This is a genomic window from Pseudomonas sp. WS 5079 (genome assembly GCF_012985465.1).
Lineage (GTDB): Bacteria > Pseudomonadota > Gammaproteobacteria > Pseudomonadales > Pseudomonadaceae > Aquipseudomonas.
Map to the genome: position 1 here is coordinate 72,906 of NZ_JAAQWN010000013.1, position 18,436 is coordinate 91,341.

Below are 18,436 nucleotides of genomic sequence, written 5' to 3' on the forward strand. Positions count from 1 at the left end.
CGGTGCTTAGCCCTTAGCTTGCGTAAAGTTCGTCTTCCAGTTCGTGGATAGCCTTGTTGTAGCCAGCCTTGCCGCCAAATGCTTTGACCAGCTCGATAGGTGCTCCGAACTGGCTGAAAGGGTCAAGCTGCAGGATTTTGATGTCCTCGATATGCTCGATGCCGGTATCGGCGTATTTATCCAGCAACGCCTCCAGCACCTGGCGGGCTGCGCCTGAATATTTGGCGAAATAGTTTCGTTTTTTCACCTGCTCGGCCCGCTCGCGGCGTGATAGGGCAGGCTGATCGAAGGCGACGTGGCAGATCAGGTCGAACGGATCGAGCGGCTTGCCCTGTTTCTTTTCCACTTCCTCCGCCAAGGCTTCCCACATCACGCCCTGGACGGCCATCTCCTCGATGATGACTTTCTTTTGCTCGGCATCACTCCAACGCCGGAGGAAGTCATCCAGCGAGACGAATTGCTTTTGCACACAGGCGCGGGTGTAGTCGTGCAGCGATTCGGTGATCAGTCGGCCATCCGGGCCGTAATACTGCACACGCTCTGCGATGACATAAATTGGGACGTTGTCGATGACATACTTGATGCGTTTTTTGCCCTCATCTTCGCCTGTAAAATCCAGGTCATCACCCTCGTTATCGTTGCCTGCGCTTATTCCATCTTCATCGGCAAGTGGGTCATCCGGCGGTACGGGGGAGTCATCGCCTTCTGGCGCGTAGATCACCACTGGGTCTCCATCGAAGGCTGGGTCGGCAAACAGCTCGGTGGCCTTTTTGAAGTCCATGATGGTGAACCAGTACTTGCCGTAGTCCTCGTTGATGCGGGTGCCGCGACCGATGATTTGCTTGAACTCGGTCATCGATTTGATGTGCTGGTCGAGCACAATCAGCTTGCAGGTCTGCGCATCGACGCCTGTGGTCATCAGCTTGCTGGTGGTGGCAATCACCGGGTAGCGTTCTTCCGGGTTGATGAAGTTATCCAGCTCAGCCTTGCCTTCCTGATCATCGCCGGTGATACGCATGACGTATTTGCGATTCTCGGCCACGCGCTCAGGGTTAAGGTTGACCAGGGCCTGGCGCATGCGCTCGGCGTGGTTGATGTCGTCGCAGAAGACGATGGTTTTCTGAAACGGATCCGTGGCCTTGAGGAGTTCGGTAACCTTCTGCGCCACCAGTTGGGTGCGCGCCTCGATCACCAGAGTGCGGTCCATATCCTTGAGGTTGTAGATGCGGTCTTCGATCAGCTCGCCATTTTTATCGAGCATGCCTTTGGGGGGCCGCCAGCCTTGCAGGTCTTTGTCGAAGTCGATGCGCACCACTTTGTAGGGGGCGAGAAAGCCGTCTTCGATGCCTTGCTTCAAGGTGTAGCTGTAAATCGGTTCACCGAAGTAAGTGATGCTGGATACTTCTTTGGTTTCCTTCGGTGTGGCGGTGAGGCCGACATGGGTAGCGCTGGAAAAATAGTCGAGAATTTCACGCCAGGCGGAATCCTCGGAGGCGCTGCCACGGTGGCATTCGTCGATCACGATCAGGTCGAAGAAGTCGCGGGAGAACTGCTTGTAGATGTTCATCTCTTCATCGGTGCCGGTGACGGCCTGATAGAGCGACAGGTAGATCTCGTAGGAGGTATCGATCTGACGTTTGGCGATCTTGGTCATCGCCTGGCCGAAGGGCTTGAAGTCGTTGTTCTTGGTCTGGTCGACCAGGATGTTGCGATCGGCCAGAAACAGGATGCGTTTCTTCTGTTTCGATTTCCACAGCCGCCAGATGATTTGGAAAGCGGTGTAGGTTTTGCCGGTGCCCGTGGCCATCACCAGCAGGATACGGTCTTGGCCCCGCGCAACAGCTTCGACAGTGCGGTTGATGGCATTCATCTGGTAGTAGCGCGGCATGCGCCCGGAGCCGTCGTCGTAGTAGGGGGCTTCGATCTTGTGCTGGGCTGTAGTATCCAGCCTCTTCCACTGGCAGTAGCGATGCCAGAGTTCGGCAGGGCTGGGGAATTGATCAAGGGTGAGTTCGGTTTCTACCTGGCTGCCTGTGCCACTGCGGTCGTGAAACAGGAACCCATCGCCATTGCTGGAAAACACGAACGGTACGTCCAGCGCCTCTGCATAGCCCAGGGCTTGCTGCATGCCGGAGCCAACGGAGTGCTTGTTGTCCTTTGCCTCGATCACAGCGATAGGCAGGTTTGCCTGGTGGTAGAGGATGAAGTCTGCGCGGCGTGCCTCGCCGCGGCTGTGTAGCTTGCCCCGGACGATAATGCGGCCTTTGGTAAAGCTGACCTCCTCGCGCACCTGCTTGTGCATGTCCCATCCAGCTTGCTGAACGGCTGGGGCAATGTACTTGCTGCAGATGTCCCGTTCGGAAAGCGACTTTTTGTCCATAACCTCAATTCCCTTTCAAGCCGGTGTGGTCGCCCCATTCCGGCACTGCTGATCGTGCTCGATGGGCGTAAATGTACCTTGTTTGATGGTGGCGCGGGGGACGATCAGACTTTGGTGGCTGAAGCTATAAGCAAGATGAGTCGACGCCATAACAGCGGGAATGTTTCGCGTCGTCCGGATTCTTTTATCTTGGATCGCTCTCTGCGACGGGCTGAAGATGGCTAGGGTGAATAGGGACACAAGCGAATTGTTGGTGCTGAATTAACTTTCGTCGGCGTACGTCGTCAATTCTTAGCTCGGTAACACCCTGCCCAACGATAAAGCAGCCTCAAAGTTGCACTTTTAATTTGCAAGCAAACGCAATATTGGGCTAAGGCCATAACAAATAAAAATAAGTCGCGCATTGGGGGTGGTCGCCTTCTTTATAGTATTAATGAAGGCGAACTCTTGGGGTTGATTTATTTCTTGGGCAGATAAAGCTTTGACCAGAATATGAGTTCCAGTAAGCTAAGAATTGAGGATTTTAAAGTGTAATTACTAATATAGTACTTTTCAGCGGGGTCCGCATGGATGTATTTACCACATACCCAGTAGAGAGAGTTTGTTAGGTTAAATATGGCTGAATTTTGGTATTCTATTTTTGTTGGGATATGATTGGCGGAAGGGTAGCCGTTAAGGTGTTTCATTAGTTTGTTGAAATCTAACATGCCGTTGGGTCTTATTAGGTTGTCTGGAACGACTGGCTTATTGTATAGGTTGATCGTTTTATAAATGGTTTCCTGGAGCGATCTGATGTCTCTAAATATCCCACCAAAGCGAGGAAAGCTAGCCTCATCCTCATTCTTCAAGATTTCTATAAGAGTTGATTCTGCACTTTGAACGTAGCCGTGAGTTCTGATGATCGAAAATATTTCGTTGTGCGATATCGTTATTTTTATAAGTTCAGAATTGTCGCAATAAAATTTTAATTTTGTGATGGCTTCGCTTAGTCCGTCTGGTGTCTTTTGGTAGATGTTTTTCTCTTCTGCAAATCGCTTAAAGTTATTGAAGGCATCATCATCCCCAGTGAGCACAATTCGAGGGAAATTTGGAAAGTTTGTGTCCAGATATTTTAATGCGGTGCCAATGAAGTTTTCATTTTCAATAGCTTGGTCGTCAGAAATCAAACATTTTATATCGAGAACTACTGCGGATATGGAGTTGTGATACTTTGGCATCACTTCCTGTAAGCCTTCAAGACTTTTTCTATATATCAATCGAAGTTGGTTGTTCTGGGCTTCAATTTGGAATGTGTCTTTAAAATGTTCGTCGTCATCGATTAGAAGGATATTGTTCATTTGTCATTCGTCCTTGTTGGGTATTTCGATTTTCATTGAAAAGCCTTTGATTTTGTTTTCGTCTACTTCAATGTCTCCATCATGCGCTCTAATTATTCTATATATATAGTTTCCGCCAATTCCAGAGCCGGTACTTGATTTGCTTTTGGTGAAAAACTGAATATAGTCGGACTTTGTTAGCGTAAACGGTTTGCCGTTGTTGCTATATTCGATAATCGCAATTTTTCTTTCTTTATCTTCCTTTATTGTGAAAGTTATTCTGTCTTTACTGGATGCTACTGGGAATGCGTGGCACTCCGCGTTAGCTATAAGCTGGTCTATTACTTGTAGTATTGAAGCTTGATGTATGTTGGCTTCAATGTCGTAACCCTTGATTTCTAGTTTGTACTTGTGAGGGCGCTCAATTGTCTTTTTGCTAAAATGATCGCTCAAGAATTTCAGTAACCTTGTTTTTGTGAATTCTGACGGTTTAAGGTTTAGGGTCATAATTTCTTTAACAAGTGACAGTGTGTCGTTTAGCTCTTTAGAGTTGATAGCTATTTTTTGAGATACGAACCCGATGTCTAGATTTTCAGGTTGCTCAATTAGTCCCAAAATGTCATCGTCTATACCCAGCTCATCTGCGTCGTATTGCGAAAGCATGGATATATTATGTTTTTCAATGATCCGAATAAGTTTGTTGGATAGTGAGTTTATTTTGACTAGCTTTGGGCGTAACTCGTGAACTAGTGTGCTTATTAGTTCGTTCTCTTTCTGGATGTTTTCCTCTTCAAAGCCGATTGCTCGTAATCTTTGGGTGACTTTCTCTTTTTCTGCAGATATTAGGTTCGATTTTTGTGTTGCTATGAATTCTCTTTGGGAGTGCAACGGCATCATTGGTATAATTATTTCTGATAGCAGCCGTTTGCTAATGAAAGGCATCACCGTACCAATGCGTCTCTGCTCTACTTGTTTTTGTATTAGTGGTGAGTAAAGTTGGTAATACAAGTACTCAATATCTAAAGACGATTTTGGAAATGGGCGGAGGGCAATTACTCCGTTGTGAGTTATGATTTCGGGAAGTGTCTTGGAAGGTTTAAATATCGTAGGTTTTAAATTGTCACCAATCCTGGCAATAAGCAGGGACTCCTCCTTGATTAACGACTTTTCCGATTGTTTGGTTTTGATTATACGTGAGTTGGACTTTCCAGAGGAAAGGTGCATGTCCAGAATGTCTTTTTCTAAGCTCTCAATTTTTATATATGATGTGTCTTGAGCTAGGGCTTGAGTGTCACGTGTTGTGAAGCCAGAAATTATTTCAACGAGCTCACCAAGTTTTCGAGCCTTTCCATCCTTCAGCAGCTTTCCAGCTTCTTTGAATTCGTCAGTGTAGTAAGATGCGCTTAGACTTTTTTGAGAAATTACTTCTTCTGCGCTGACTATCTGTGAGTTACGGGATTCAGCATTTTTTTCCTGATATTGCTCAAGAATATTAGATATGTCTAGAACTGGAAGCTGCGACGCTGGAGATAAATTTTCAGCGGTTATAAATTTGATCTTGTTGATCAAAAAAGACGGCTTTGATTTGTTTATAATAATTATTGATGATTTGCCGTTCGTATATGGTTTTAAGCTGCCTGGAGGCAAGCTGATGATGCATTCTATGATATCGTTATGTAAAAGATATTCTCTGTAATTTTGCTCTTTTCCTTGGGAAAGTAAAAAGCTATCTGAAACTGTTAGTACCGCTTTGCCTTGCTGGTCGAGCTTTGAAATTACAAACTCGAGCAAAGGAATAAAACCCTTATCCTTCCATGGAGATCTATGGTTCGAATAGCCGGTTAGCGGAAGGTCACCAACGATATAATTGTAGTATTTTTCATCGTGTATCTCATCTAAGCAGTTCTCTGAAGTGATCTCATAGCTCGGTATGCCATGCATCTCAAGATTCATAAAAGCAATCTGAGCATTGCTGTTTTGGATTTCACTTCCTTTTATATGTAGTTGTGCGCCAGCTATCCTAGATGTATGAGCAAGTAGGCTTCCTATTCCGCACACAGGGTCGTAAACTACTCCAAGTTTAGGATTTAACAGTTTGGCCATTAGCTCAGAAACTTGCGGCGCCGTACCTGTGATGTAGCTTTTATGCGCCGAAGGCGTGCGTGTTTCAAGTATATACTCGAATGCAGTGCTAAATTCACTAGCGCTGAAAAGTAAAGTGTCTACTTGTTGTATCATGTTTATGATGTCTTCTAGTCTCTCAGGGGGGCATTTATTGAGTAGATTAGAAAAATCATTAAAGAGATCTAAGTCGTTTTGCTGTTGATTTCTTGCGGCTTGGATGGAGTCGAGCCATATTGTAAGAGTGCTATTTGAATTTAAATTTTTGTTGTATTTAATGCGACTCTTTGAGTCGTTGTATGCGCCATGTTTTTTATGCGTGTCTATAAGTCTTTTGTAGTAAAATAGGGCGGCTATAAGGAAGTGGAGCTCATGGGGTTTGTAATTCGCTTGAAGCGTGCTCAGCAAATACCAGTGCGCCCTAATTATTTCTTTCCATTTAGAGTTGGATATTGATATTATTTTTCCATTTATCTCTTGGAATGTCTCTTGGTTTCTTTTGACCGTTTCGATTACATCGATTACTGAGTGCTTTCCTCTGCGTCTGTAATTTAATTCTTCTGTGATTTCTGATGGAGTAAGAGGGTGTTTTTCTATAATGCCTTCTATTTCTTCAGTTAGTTGCACTGGAGTCTCCGGCGAAGTAGTGGTTAAATAATCATTTGCTGGTTTCAATGCAGAGGTCTTCTAATATTATATTTTGATAGTGATCTTAGTCGTTTGCGACCTGTTGGCTCAAGAGCTGTGGCGTCAATGATACAAAAATATTTATGGGGGCTGCAAAGCGCTTGCTTGTATGGAGAGACTTTTCGGATCGCCTTTCTATTAAAACAGGAGCCGATATTTTTGGTAATAGGTTGTTTGCCCTGTCAGGGGAGCGGCGGGCCTCCGCGCTGGGAGCGGCACCATTTCAAGACACAAGCGTGAGATAGTCCAGTTGGAGGTTTTCCCAAATCGACTCCAGTTCAACATGGCAGTGGGTTGGTAATAATACCGCGTGGCGCTGTACTGGTCTTTCAGGTTGTGAGAGAAAAACCAGCGGACATGATGAATTCGGCCCGATGAGTGACGACGGCGTTCGCTGTGCTGAGACCTGGCTTGACGGCTCATCACTACCGCTATGGTGGGCACTGGTGCAGAACCGAAGGCGTCATCGCCCAGGCGATTCCCGGGAAGTATTCGAAGCCAGTTTTCTGCTGCGGTTGCAGCAGACGCCGAGCATGCTACGTGAAGCCGCCACCGCCCAATCACCGGCTTTGATGCTTGAGGCGGTCTTTGACGTTTGAGATTTGTTTTTCCCGCCAAACCCTCCGATCCAGCGATCTTTGATCGCGCCGATCGGAGGGTTCACTCGCTCTTTCGCGGAGCCACCTCGTTCCTTCCTCCCATTTCAAATTTGATTAGCTCCATGTCTTCTTTTTCCGAGTAATTGCCTACGATCTCTATCGAGCGCAACACAATTTAAGAGTCAGAGCCGAGCTTGTCGTAGGCCTATGGCTAGAGAGGTGGCGACACCGGCGACAGCGGCGACAACCCGTGCAGCACGGGGCCTGGAACGTGGCGACAAAAGTGGCGACAGTCGCCATTTTTTCACGCTTTGGCCGTGACGCTTGACCGCCTTTTCGAGTGGGTATAAAAATTGGCGCACGGATCGCTGTCGTTGGCAGCACCTGCCCAGGTAGCCAGAACCTTCAAGGCTACGCCACTTGCGTGGTGGTTCTCCCAAAGTGCGATTAGCATCCGGCGGCTCGCACGGTCACTCCCCAAGAGTGATGGATGCCTATTTCACTTATCTGTCCACTGCGACAGACGATGGACCTTCCTGGCTGCACTGCAGCAACCTCACCTCTCGGCACACTTCGCTGCGCCAGATCGCGCCCGTCTCTTTCTCCTGGAAAGAGACGGGCGCTCGTACCACTGCTGCAAGCCACGTCATACAAGGCATTGCCGCAACTCTCCGCGTGACAATCGGCCAGACAAATCCGATTCGTCGCCATCCGCAACGACACAGGCACCGGTGCCGCAGCCTATGGAAAGGCCGCACCTGACTGACAGTCAGACATGCCCCAGGTTTCGATGTTGTTGCCTTCTCCCGCTCAGGATCTCTAGGTGCCGAACTCGTCAGTCGGCACAGCCTCCACCCGCCCGTATCTTCGGATGCGTCTAAGGAGGCCAGATTCATGGGGTCATGCCCTTGCTCCCGGTCCTAAGGAGCCGTTCGTTCCACGTCAGTGAACACCTCACAGGCTGCAGGGGCCTTGATCCCTGATAACACTCAACGTCCGTGGCGGGACTACGTGAGGACAACCAGCAATGAACGAGGAGAGGGCCATGCAGCAGTTAGATCCGAAGCTTGAACTACCACAACCACCTCGACCGTTGATTGAGTCGAATCCCCTAGCCCAGCTTTATCCTGTACAGGCACTGGGTGGGGTTCTTGGGCCTGCGGTGGAGCGCATGGCCGAGGTCATCGGCGTGCCCCAGGCATTGGCTGCACAATCGGTGTTGGCTGCCTCGGCGCTGGCTACCCAAGGTCATGCCGGCTTACAGCTCGACGGGAGAAATTATCCCCTCTCGCTGTACCTGATCACGGTGGCAGCTTCGGGAGATCGTAAAACGGCGGCAGACCGATCTGCATTGCTGCCAGCACGTCAATGGGAGCGTGAGCAGTGGCAGCGCTACCGCGAACAGCTTGCCCGGTACCGCGCCGCACAGCGCCAGATGCAGCGTATCAACCCTGCCGATCCCGACTCCGCGAACGGTGTACCGCTCGAAACGGAGCCCTCTGCACCGAGGCTAATTACCACGGACCCAACTATTGAAGCGCTGATCAAAGGGCTCTGCCATGACCTGCCGAGCATGGGGTTGTTCTGCGATGAAGGGGGACAATTCCTCGGCAGCAGCACCATGAGTCGAGATAACCGTTTGAAAGCGGTTACGACCTTGTCGTCACTCTGGGACGGCAGTCCGATAGATCGCGCGCGGTCTATGGCGGGTGAAAGCTTGCGAGCTTACGATCGACGCTTAAGCCTGCACCTGATGCTGCAACCGTATCTAGCCATGCAGTTACTCAGTGACCCATTGCTGCAGGGGCAAGGTATTCTCGGTCGCTGCCTCATCACCTGGCCCACCAGCCTGGCCGGACAACGCAGTTACCAGTCTGTCGACTTGTCCAAAGACCCCGCCCTAAAGCGATATCACCACCGTCTTTCGGCCCTGTTTCATCAGCCTTGGTCACTTTCCGCTGACGGTGCCTTGCGGCTATCACCGCTGACACTGAGTCCGTTAGCCCGCCGTCGCTGGATTGATTTGCATGATGCTATCGAAGCTCAGCTGGGGGAGTTTGGCGAGCTGGCCAGCGTACGGCCTAGCGGATCAAAGGCCGCCGATAACCTGCTGCGCGTCGCCGGCATTCTTGCAGTTGTGGAGGAGAGCAGCGTCGTGGAGGTCGACCATATCCAACGGGCCTCCGCTTTAGTCGGCTACTACCTCACCGAGATCCAGCGCCTGACTGAGCAGGAGCCAGTGTGTCGGGTAAAGGAAGAGGCGGACCGGTTGCTGCGATGGCTACAGGTCAAAGATTGGAAGCGTTTCAGTATTCGTGAATTGAATCGCAACGGTCCCCGCTTTGCCCGTAAGAGCAGTCGTCATACCGCCAAGCTGTTGGTCGAATTGATTGATCATCAGTGGCTCATCACTGACGGCCACACCTTCGAGGTGTGCCATGTTCAATATTGATGAAGCGCTACGCAACCATCTGGCTCAGCGCCAAAAGGAGCCGAAAGCGCGATTTGTCGCCGCTACTGTCGCCACTTTGTCGCCACGTTCAAAGCCAGGCAGGACAAGGGTTGTCGCCGCTGTCGCCGGTGTCGCCACTACCCACACAACTATTGCCTCGACGACAGCCATCATCCAATGGTTGGAAGAGCAGGGCGCGCAACTCTACGTCGCCAACAACACGCTTTGTTTCCGTCCAACTGATTGGGCCCAGTTCGCTATTGTGAGTGCACACTGGCAAGCCCTTCTACATGAGCTTGCTGCAGTCGATCAGGAACAGAAAAATGGCTCGCGTCGGTAAGCGAGCGGGGCGCAATTTCGGCTTCGGTCGCCAGCTCAGCTATGCCGGACCGCAAGCCCTGAAAGATCTGTTTGGCGACGGCCATTTTGCTACCGTCAAAGCCCATAGCGATCGGTGGCAGGCCTTCGTGAATTGGTGTCGATCCGAGGAAGGGCCGAGGCTCAATGACGCGCGTCAGATCGACCGCGAGATCCTCATGCGGTACGCCGCCTATATGAGGCAGCAGGTTGACCAGGGCAGCGTCGGCATCGCCACCGCGCAGAACCGACTGTCAAGCGTGAACCGAACGATGGCTGCGCTGCGCGGTGATCAGTACGTCAAAATCCCCAGTCCGAGCAAGGCGCTGGGTATGCAGCGCTCAAACGTGCGCGGGGAGGCACCGCAAGGCCAAGATCGTGCTCAGATCGAGTTGATCGCACGCGCACTGTCAGAGCGAGGTCAGCAACGAGTGACCGTAATTGTGCATCTGGCTCGGGAGACTGGTATGCGCCTGCGTGAAGCGATCTTGGCTGACCTGCCCCGACTGCAACGTGAGGCCGGGCAACTGGGCAAGATCAACATCCAAGACGGCACCAAAGGTGGTCGATCAGGCGCGTCAGCACCGCGCTGGATCGCGGTCACTGATCAAATCCGTGGCGCCTTGGATAGGGCCTGGGAGGCTTCACCCAGCGGCAGTCGGAACCTGTTGGCTCCCAACGAGAGCTACAAAGAGTTTATGCAATCAGTTGTGCGACCGGCACGGGACCTCCTGCATGAACACGGATTGAAAGGCTTTCATGAGCTGCGGGCGGCTTACGCCTGTGAGCGCTATGAGCAACTAATCGGCTTTCCTGCACCCGTTAATGGTGGTCGTGTTCGTCAAGAGGATCAAGCACTCGATCAGCGAGCCCGTAAGCAGATCAGCCACGAGTTGGGACATAACCGCATCGATGTGGTGAGTGCCTACATCGGAGGCCGGCGATGACGGCCGAGTTCGACATAGCGTTGTTCCTGCGCCCCGTGCTCAAAGGTGCACATGCCACGCAGCAGCGGCACATCAGGCAAGCAGAAAGGATGCACGAGGTGATTCGTGAGCGCTGGGGTTGCGCGACTCCCTGGTCCTGGAAAGAGAAGCACGTGAGATGGTTTCTGGAGCACTATTTGCGATGCTCAGCTCCAGCTACCATCTATTACTACGAGTTAACAGCAGGGTTGATCCGCCGTAGAAAGGCAAAAACCGTGGTTGCCTGATAGACCTTTAAGCGTGAGCCCCTGAGTATGGGAATGCGGAGCCTCCCCATACTCAGGGGCTTGGCTGAAAAAGCGCAGGCATACCAGAGATCTGGCAACTGTCGTCACTCCTTTCACCCTACTACACGACACGAATCGTAGCCGGTGCCGCGTACCTTTTGGATGTTCAGCGAATCGGTACGACGTTGCGATCTCTGGTTTGATTGATAGCCGATGCCGACAGGCTGCCGGTGGCCGCGTTCTGGATATGTTCACTCCACCAAGCCATCATCGGACGCCGGCGTTCGATGTAGTCAGTCCTGTTGTAGGCGCTACGAACTTCGTCCTTGTCGACGTGCGCCAGCGCGACCTCGATCAGTTCCGGATCCCAGCCATGCTCATTCAGGATGGTGCTCGCCATCGAGCGCAAGCCGTGGCTGACTAGACGGTCCTGAAAGCCCATGCGCTTCAACGCCATGTTGGCGGTCTGGCTATTGGCATGGATGCGGGGGTTTCTATCTGAGGGGAACACGTACTCTCTGTTACCACTGAGTTGCTTGAGCGTTTCCAGTAACGAAAGTGCCTGATCGGTGAGGGGGATTGTGTGCGGGCGCCGCTTTTTCATGCGCTCTGGCGGAATGGTCCAAATGCGCTTGTCGAAGTCGATATCTGCCCATCGTGTGGTGGCTGCTTCGGCGGGGCGGGTCATCGTGTGCAACTGCCATTCGATCAGGCAGCGGGTCGTACGCTTGATGCTGGCATTCGCGATTTCCATCATGAGCTCGGGAAGCTCCTCAGGTGGCAGCGCAGCCATGTTCTCTTTCTTGGGTTTCTTGAACACCGCCCGAATTCCATTGAGGGGGTTCGCAAATATCAGCCCGGAGTTGACCCCGTAGGTCATGATCTCGTTGAGTCGTTGACTCAATCGTTTCACGGTTTCGAGGCTCCCTTTGGCCTCGATTGGGCGAAGGATCTTGATAACCATCGGAGCAGTGATTTGAGAGAGCGGCGTTGTTTTCATGCTTGGGAACACATGGAGCGTCAGCGATCTCCAAATGTCTTCGGCGTAGGCTTTGGTTACGGAATCTTTCTTCAGCTCGAACCAGGCGGTGGCCACCTTCTCGAACGTGTGTTCAGTCTCAGCAAGTTTGGCTTGCCTTACCTCATCACGCTGGGTTTTGGGATCAATGCCCAAAGCGAGCAGCTCACGGGCCTCTGCTGCTTTCTTCCGGGCGTTGGCTAGCGAGAGGTCGGGGTATGGACCGAGCGCCATGTTAAGACGGGCTCTGGTCAACGGCTCGCGGTAATTGAAATTCCATATCATCGAGCCGCTGGCGCGTACTCGAAGCTGCAGGCCGTCGCCGTCGCTGAGGACGAAGTCTTTACCAGTTGCCTTGACTGCCTTGAGCTGGCGATCGGAGAGGCGGGTTGCGTTAGTAGGCATGGGGGCTACCTCCAGCACCGTTTTGGTATCCTGAAAATAGCATTTGGTAACTCGGGATACCACCTGGGATACCAAAGCGCATGGAACTCAGAAACCCTCCAAAGCCCTCAAAAGAGCTGAAACCCTCGTATTTACTGGATTTCAGACACAAAAAAAGACGTCCGTGGACGTCTTTAGATGATGAAGTGGTGGAGCCGGGGGGATTTGAACCCCCGTCCGCCAGTACTCTGCTGTCGGTACTACATGCGTAGCCGTTTCTATTAAGTTAACCCTCAGCGACCCGAAGGGCAGGGTGCTTTGGGCGAGTTGTGTAAGTTTTAGCCGCTTCGTCCACAACGTACTGCACGGCGATTCTGTTCTATATGACAATCACTTTGGGTTTACAGACATCCCCTGATGATTGCTGGACCCGAAGGTACCAGGAGGGAAGGGCTAAGGCTGCTTACGCAGCGAGAGCGTATTCCCCGTAGGTTTCGTCATTGGCAACTATAGAAAGTTGCAACAGTGGATTTACGAGTTCTGTTACCAACTCGGCATGCACCTAAAGGTTCGCAACCGGCGTCGAATCCTAAACGGCCCCGTGCTTGTTGCTCGATGTGATCGTGAGCGACAAGCCTGCGCAGTGTACGTCAAACGGTCACAGAAGGCCAACCCGAAAGGTTGGCCTTGAGCGGTTGGCGGGTTATGGGTTGCCGCCTTTGTCCAGGTTCTGCAGGTCTTGCAGGGCCTTGGAGGTGATCTCGATACACTTCTTCTCATCACCGGCCGTGTGGGCAGCCTTGGCTTGGGAGACGGCAGTGTCGATCTCGCCGCTTTTGCCTGTGCTGTCAGTGGCGAGCAAGGCCTTGCTGTTGTTGATTTTATCCAGGTTGATCTGGCACAGATCTGCCTCGTTACCTGCGGCAAACACGGGTGAGGCCAGCATCGCAGCGGTAACGAATACACCAGCCAGTACGGAACGCTTCATGGGTATCTCCTTGTGCAAAGAGGTCTCGATGCTGCGCGGTACGTGCGGGCAGCCGGCGAGGTCATGGGTCGGCCCCGGTTGCCCGGGGCTTAAGCAAGTGACTACGCCAGTGCGCAGGGGTTCGTTTTTATTGCGCGGGCCTGGGTCACCCGGTCGACCAGGTAGACCAGGCCGTGGTAATCAATCCCACCGTGCTGGGTCAGACCGATCTCACAGGTGCGGCTGGTGGAGATGCCTTCGCTGCAGTACTGCACCGCGTCTTTTAGGGAGCGCAAGGAGTGGGCATTGAGTTCCGGCGTGGTGAAGCCTTTATCGCCGGCGAACCCGCAGCAGTGGATGCCTTCGGGGATTACCACGTTGTTGCTGCAACGCCGGGCGAGGTCGATCAGGGCCTGGCTTTCGCCCAGGTGCTGGGTGCTGCAGGTGACATGCACGGCAATCGGCGCGTCCTGGGGTGTGAAGTCCAGGCGGTCCATCAGGTGGGTGCGGATAAAACGGACCGGGTCGTAGAGGTCCAGGCGTGTTTGCCCCAGGTCTTGGACCAGGCGCAGGGTGCAGGGGCTGGTGTCGCAGTAGATCGGGTCGAGGCCGCCACGGCTGGCGTGGAGCAGGGCGCCGATCAGTTCCTGGCGCTTGTGCTCGGCCTGTTCGGCGTAGCCTTTGGAGGCAAAGGGCTGGCCGCAGCATAGGCTGTCGGGATTGTCCGGAATGACTACCTGGTAGCCGGCTTTTTCCAGCAGGCCGCGGGTTTTGTCGTACAGCGACATTTGCTCTTTGTCGCCGGCTGCCGGGCCCATTGCCCGCGATACACAGGCTGCGAGGTAGACCACCCGTGGGCGTTCATCGTTGACGGCGGGGCTGAAGCGGATGGCTTTTTCCGGCTGTGGCATGGCGCTGGTCCACTGCGGGATTTGTCCCTTGGACAGCTTAGTCACGGAGGCTGAGAGTTTCGCCAGGCGGGGTGCGCCGAGCAGCATGCGTGCGCCGTTGGCCACATGCAGGGTGAAGCGTGCACCTTGCAGCGCGGTGGAGAAATGGCTGGCCAGCCACTCGGCGGTTTTCGTACTGCCTGCTTCACGGCTGCGCAGTTTTTTCACCAGGTCGCCGGTATTGATGCCTACCGGGCAGCGCTGGGCGCACAAGCCGGTGGCGGCACACGTGTCGATGCCTTGATAGTGATACGCCGCTTCCAGTTCGGTGGTGTCGATGCCCGCGCGTTTGCGTGCCTGGATATCGCGCCAGATCACAATGCGCTGGCGCGGGCTCAGGGTCAGGCCCTTGGAGGGGCATACCGGCTCGCAGAAACCGCACTCGATGCACTTATCCACAATCTCATCGGCGGCCGGCAGGGGCTTGAGGTTTTTGAGGTGGATTTGCGGGTCTTCGCTGAGCACCACGTCCGGGTTGAGAATGCCGTTGGGGTCGAGCAGGCGCTTGAGTTGCCACATCAATTGATAGGCATCGCTACCCCATTCCAGTTCGACGAAGGGCGCCATATTGCGCCCGGTGCCGTGCTCGGCTTTCAGCGAACCGCCGAACTCCACGGCCACCAGTTGCGCCACGTCATCCATGAACGCCTGGTAGCGTGTGACTTCTTCCGCGCTGTTGAAGCCTTGGGTGAACACAAAGTGCAGATTGCCTTCCAGGGCGTGTCCGAAAAGGATGGCTTCATCGTAGTGATGCTTGTCGAACAACTCGATCAAGCGATTCACGCCAATGGCCAGTTGCTCTACCGGGAAGGTCACGTCTTCGATGATCACCGTGGTGCCCGTCTTGCGTACGGCGCCGACGGCAGGGAAGGTGTCCTTGCGGATTGCCCACAGGCGTGCGTTTTCCAGCGGGTCTTCGGTGAAGTCGACTTGCTTCTCGACCGGGAAGTCGGCCAGCGAGGCCATGATCAGCGCCAGTTGCTCATGCAGCAATGTGGATGAGGCTGCGCGGGATTCGATCAAGAGCGCGCAGGCACCTTCCGATAGCTGTTGTACGAAAGCGGGCATGCCGGGTTTGTCTTGCACCGAGCGCATGCTGCGTCGGTCCAGCAACTCGACCGCCGACACGGGCTGGGTTTTCAGCACGGTCACGGCGTTGCAGCAAGTTTCTACATCGGGGAACACGATCAGGGCCGATGCCTTGTTGGGGTGATCGATCACCGTGTCGTAGGTCACTGCGCTGATAAAGCCTAGGGTGCCTTCGGAGCCCACCAGCAAATGGCTGAGGATATCCAGCGGCTCGTCGAAATCCACCAGGGCATTGAGTGACAGGCCGGTGGTATTTTTCAGACGGTATTTATGGCGGATTTTCGCCGCCAATTCAGAATTGGCCCGGGTCTCGCGGCCCAGGGTGGCCAGGCGCTCAAGCAACTGGCTGTGTTGCTCGCGGAAGGCCGCGACGCTGGCGGCATCCTCGGTGTCGAGACGGCTGCCGTCGGCCAGCACCAGGCGAATCCCGGCCAGGGTGTGGTAGGTGTTCTGGGCAGTGCCGCAGCACATGCCGCTGGCATTGTTGGCGACAATTCCGCCGATCTTGCAGGCATTGATCGACGCCGGATCCGGGCCGATCTTACGCCCGAACGGCGCAAGCCAGGCGTTGGCCTGGGCCCCGATCACTCCCGGTTGAAGGCGGATTTGCGTACCTTGGCCCCGAATCTCGCGGCCGTTCCAGTTATCGCCGAGTACGATCAGCACCGAATCGCTGATGGCCTGGCCGGAGAGGCTGGTGCCGGCTGCACGAAAGGTCACTGGCACGCGGTCGCGTTGCGCCAGTTGCAGGAGTTCGACCACCTCATCTTCCGATTCGACGCGGATCACCAGCTGTGGGATCAGTCGGTAAAAACTGGCGTCGGTGCCGAAAGCCAGGGTGGAAAGAGGATCGTCGAAGCGCCGATCTTTCGGGATCAGTCGTGCGACAGCATCAAGGAACGCGATGGGCAGACTCATGGGTCCTCCAGGATCAGCAGCACCCAGTCTGGGGAGCCTGGACGCCACGGTCCAGCAGACTGGGTTGTGAATAGCTGACGCCGCAAGGCGGCTGCGGCGTCGGTTCTTACGGTATTGCCTGTGGTCTTAATGCACCAGCATGCCGGTGAACCAGTACGCCTGGGCGTAAGTAATCAGGCCGACAATCGTGGCGAAAAACAGACTGTGCTTGAGGGTGAAGCGGAACAGGTCGGATTCCTTGCCCACAAGGCCGGTCGCGGCGCAGGCCACGGCGATCGATTGCGGGGAAATCATCTTGCCGGTCACGCCGCCACTGGTATTCGCCGCTACTAGCAGGGTGTCGTTGACGCCGATCTGGTGGGCGGTGGTGGCTTGCAGGGAGCTGAACAGGGCGTTGGACGAGGTGTCGGAACCGGTGAGGAACACGCCCAGCCAGCCAAGGAACGGCGAGAAGAACGGGAATGCCGCACCGGTGCCGGCCAGTACCAGGGCCATGGTCGAAGACATGCCGGAGTAGTTGGTCACGAACGCGAACGCCAACACCATGCCGATGGACAGGATCGGCCAGCGCAGCTCGTAGAAGGTCTCTTTCAAAGTGGTCAGACCAGTTTTGAAATTGATCTTCAGCACCAGCATGGAGATCAGTGCGGAGAAGAAAATCGCCGTGCCGGTGGCGGAAATCGGATCCAGCTTGAACACTGCTGGGATGGCGGTCGGGTTGGTGACGATCGGCGCAACCTTGATCACCATCTGGTCCAGGTGCGGAATCGCAAAGTTGAACACCCAGCTGTACATCGAGCCGCCGGCGGCGAACATCGCCTTGAACGGCTTGAGGGTCCAGATGGTCACCAGCACGGTCAGGATCAGGAACGGCGACCAGGCCTTGAAAATTTCCATCAGGCTGTAAGGCGATGCCACGGAAGTGCGCGGCTGGCCGAAACCGCCGACGCTGCCGGTAACCGAAACGCTGGAGGTGGCGCCAGCAATCTGTGCGCCCGCAGTGCGCTTGGGCTGCCAGACTTTCAGGAACAGGGTCAGGGAAATCAGGCTGGCCAGGGCCGAGGTGATGTCCGGCAGTTCCGGGCCGATAAAGTTGGAGGTGAAGTACTGGGTAATGGCAAAGCTCAAGCCGGCCACCAGTGCCGCAGGCCAGGTTTCCTTGACGCCGCGCACACCGTCCATCATGAACACCAGCCAGAACGGTACGAACAGCGACAGCAGTGGCAGTTGGCGGCCGGTCATGGCGCCGATCTTGAAGGCGTCGATGCCGGTGACCTGGCCAGCCACGATGATCGGGATCCCCAGGGCGCCGAACGCCACTGGCGCGGTGTTGGCAATCAGGCACAGGCCGGCGGCGTACAGTGGGTTGAAGCCCAGTCCTACCAGCAGTGCGGCAGTAATCGCCACGGGTGCGCCGAAACCGGCGGCGCCTTCGAGGAATGCACCGAAGCAGAAGCCGATCAGCAGCACTTGCAGGCGCTGGTCATCGGTAATCGACAGCACGGAGCTGCGGATCACTTCGAACTGGCCGCTCTTTACCGTCAGTTTGTAGAGGAACACTGCGGCGACGATGATCCAGGCGATTGGCCACAGGCCGTAGGCAAAGCCGTAGCCGGCAGCGGCGAATGCCATGTCGACCGGCATCTGGAAAGCGAAGATCGCCACCAGGATCGACAACGCCAGGGTGATGCTCCCCGCAACATGGCCTTTGAGGCGAAACACCGCCAGGGCCAGGAAGAAAAATACGATGGGAATAACGGCGGCCAGTGCGGACAGGCCAAGGCTGCCGAGTGGGCTGTAAAGCTGTTGCCAGGTTTGCATATGGGGTGGCCCCTAATTGTTGTTGGTCATGCATGCTCAGCTGATTTGGGTAATTGGTAAGACCAATTTACAATCGCTGATGGCTAGGTTAAGAGCCTTCGGGGTGATGTGTCAATTTGCCGCCTGAGAAACTTTGGTCGCATGTCGGCGGGCGCGGGGTCTGA

General features: G+C 54.1%; 11 protein-coding genes and 1 other RNA gene. 4 read left to right on the top strand and 8 right to left on the bottom strand.

All coding sequences use genetic code 11. From position 1 onward, the window contains the following. Positions 1 to 13: 13 nt before the first annotated feature. The 3 genes from HBO05_RS26330 to HBO05_RS26340 all read right to left on the bottom strand — a co-directional run bounded on the left by HBO05_RS26330 (position 14) and on the right by HBO05_RS26340 (position 6,444). Entirely contained in the window at positions 14 to 2,380 is a 2,367-nt protein-coding gene (locus HBO05_RS26330) for a DEAD/DEAH box helicase family protein (protein WP_172314638.1), read from the bottom strand. Between the two features lie 458 nt (positions 2,381 to 2,838). Then, positions 2,839 to 3,717, bottom strand: coding sequence for a hypothetical protein (locus tag HBO05_RS26335; protein WP_172314640.1), 879 nt, complete (start codon positions 3,715 to 3,717; stop codon positions 2,839 to 2,841). Between the two features lie 3 nt (positions 3,718 to 3,720). Next, positions 3,721 to 6,444 carry an N-6 DNA methylase gene (locus tag HBO05_RS26340; protein ID WP_172314642.1) on the bottom strand — a complete coding sequence of 908 codons (2,724 nt, stop codon included), beginning with the start codon at positions 6,442 to 6,444 and terminating at the stop codon, positions 3,721 to 3,723. Positions 6,445 to 8,148: 1,704 nt separating this feature from the next. Between HBO05_RS26340 and HBO05_RS26350 the strand changes: the two genes are divergently transcribed. From HBO05_RS26350 to HBO05_RS26365, 4 genes are read left to right on the top strand one after another with little or no spacing between them, the layout of a single operon-like run. Next, positions 8,149 to 9,555: a YfjI family protein gene (locus HBO05_RS26350; protein ID WP_172314646.1), complete on the top strand. Its 1,407-nt coding sequence runs from the start codon at positions 8,149 to 8,151 to the stop codon at positions 9,553 to 9,555. Next, positions 9,542 to 9,895 (top strand): hypothetical protein, encoded by a 354-nt coding sequence (locus HBO05_RS26355; RefSeq protein WP_150689290.1) that lies wholly within the window; start codon positions 9,542 to 9,544, stop codon positions 9,893 to 9,895. Before HBO05_RS26350 ends, HBO05_RS26355 begins: the two co-directional genes overlap by 14 nt. Beyond that, positions 9,879 to 10,859, top strand: coding sequence for an integrase domain-containing protein (locus HBO05_RS26360; RefSeq protein ID WP_172314648.1), 981 nt, complete (start codon positions 9,879 to 9,881; stop codon positions 10,857 to 10,859). The genes HBO05_RS26355 and HBO05_RS26360 overlap by 17 nt, the downstream gene beginning before the upstream one ends. Then, positions 10,856 to 11,125 carry a hypothetical protein gene (locus HBO05_RS26365; protein ID WP_172314650.1) on the top strand — a complete coding sequence of 90 codons (270 nt, stop codon included), beginning with the start codon at positions 10,856 to 10,858 and terminating at the stop codon, positions 11,123 to 11,125. The genes HBO05_RS26360 and HBO05_RS26365 overlap by 4 nt, the downstream gene beginning before the upstream one ends. 166 nt (positions 11,126 to 11,291) lie before the next feature. Here the strand turns inward: HBO05_RS26365 and HBO05_RS26370 are convergent, their stop codons facing one another. From HBO05_RS26370 to HBO05_RS26390, 5 genes are all read right to left on the bottom strand, one after another. Continuing rightward, positions 11,292 to 12,548, bottom strand: a complete 1,257-nt coding sequence (locus HBO05_RS26370) for an integrase domain-containing protein (protein WP_172314652.1) — start codon at positions 12,546 to 12,548, stop codon at positions 11,292 to 11,294. A 186-nt stretch (positions 12,549 to 12,734) separates the two neighbouring features. Further along, positions 12,735 to 13,128: a transfer-messenger RNA gene (gene ssrA / locus HBO05_RS26375) on the bottom strand. A gap of 102 nt (positions 13,129 to 13,230) precedes the next feature. Further along, positions 13,231 to 13,515: a hypothetical protein gene (locus HBO05_RS26380; protein ID WP_172314654.1), complete on the bottom strand. Its 285-nt coding sequence runs from the start codon at positions 13,513 to 13,515 to the stop codon at positions 13,231 to 13,233. Positions 13,516 to 13,616: 101 nt separating this feature from the next. Then, positions 13,617 to 16,451 (bottom strand): FAD-binding and (Fe-S)-binding domain-containing protein, encoded by a 2,835-nt coding sequence (locus HBO05_RS26385; RefSeq protein WP_172314656.1) that lies wholly within the window; start codon positions 16,449 to 16,451, stop codon positions 13,617 to 13,619. Positions 16,452 to 16,577: 126 nt separating this feature from the next. Further along, the gene (locus HBO05_RS26390; RefSeq protein ID WP_169995173.1) at positions 16,578 to 18,272 is read right to left on the bottom strand and encodes a lactate permease LctP family transporter; all 1,695 of its coding nucleotides are present in this window, start codon (positions 18,270 to 18,272) and stop codon (positions 16,578 to 16,580) included. Positions 18,273 to 18,436 lie beyond the last annotated feature (164 nt).

What these genes read in the sequence shown, in the direction of transcription:
- HBO05_RS26390 (WP_169995173.1), bottom strand. Translation starts at nt 18,272, where the DNA reads ATGCAAACCTGGCAACAGCTTTACAGCCCACTCGGCAGCCTTGGCCTG.
- HBO05_RS26355 (WP_150689290.1), top strand. Translation starts at nt 9,542, where the DNA reads ATGTTCAATATTGATGAAGCGCTACGCAACCATCTGGCTCAGCGCCAA.
- HBO05_RS26360 (WP_172314648.1), top strand. Translation starts at nt 9,879, where the DNA reads ATGGCTCGCGTCGGTAAGCGAGCGGGGCGCAATTTCGGCTTCGGTCGC.
- HBO05_RS26330 (WP_172314638.1), bottom strand. Translation starts at nt 2,380, where the DNA reads ATGGACAAAAAGTCGCTTTCCGAACGGGACATCTGCAGCAAGTACATT.
- HBO05_RS26335 (WP_172314640.1), bottom strand. Translation starts at nt 3,717, where the DNA reads ATGAACAATATCCTTCTAATCGATGACGACGAACATTTTAAAGACACA.
- HBO05_RS26380 (WP_172314654.1), bottom strand. Translation starts at nt 13,515, where the DNA reads ATGAAGCGTTCCGTACTGGCTGGTGTATTCGTTACCGCTGCGATGCTG.
- HBO05_RS26350 (WP_172314646.1), top strand. Translation starts at nt 8,149, where the DNA reads ATGCAGCAGTTAGATCCGAAGCTTGAACTACCACAACCACCTCGACCG.
- HBO05_RS26370 (WP_172314652.1), bottom strand. Translation starts at nt 12,548, where the DNA reads ATGCCTACTAACGCAACCCGCCTCTCCGATCGCCAGCTCAAGGCAGTC.
- HBO05_RS26385 (WP_172314656.1), bottom strand. Translation starts at nt 16,451, where the DNA reads ATGAGTCTGCCCATCGCGTTCCTTGATGCTGTCGCACGACTGATCCCG.
- HBO05_RS26365 (WP_172314650.1), top strand. Translation starts at nt 10,856, where the DNA reads ATGACGGCCGAGTTCGACATAGCGTTGTTCCTGCGCCCCGTGCTCAAA.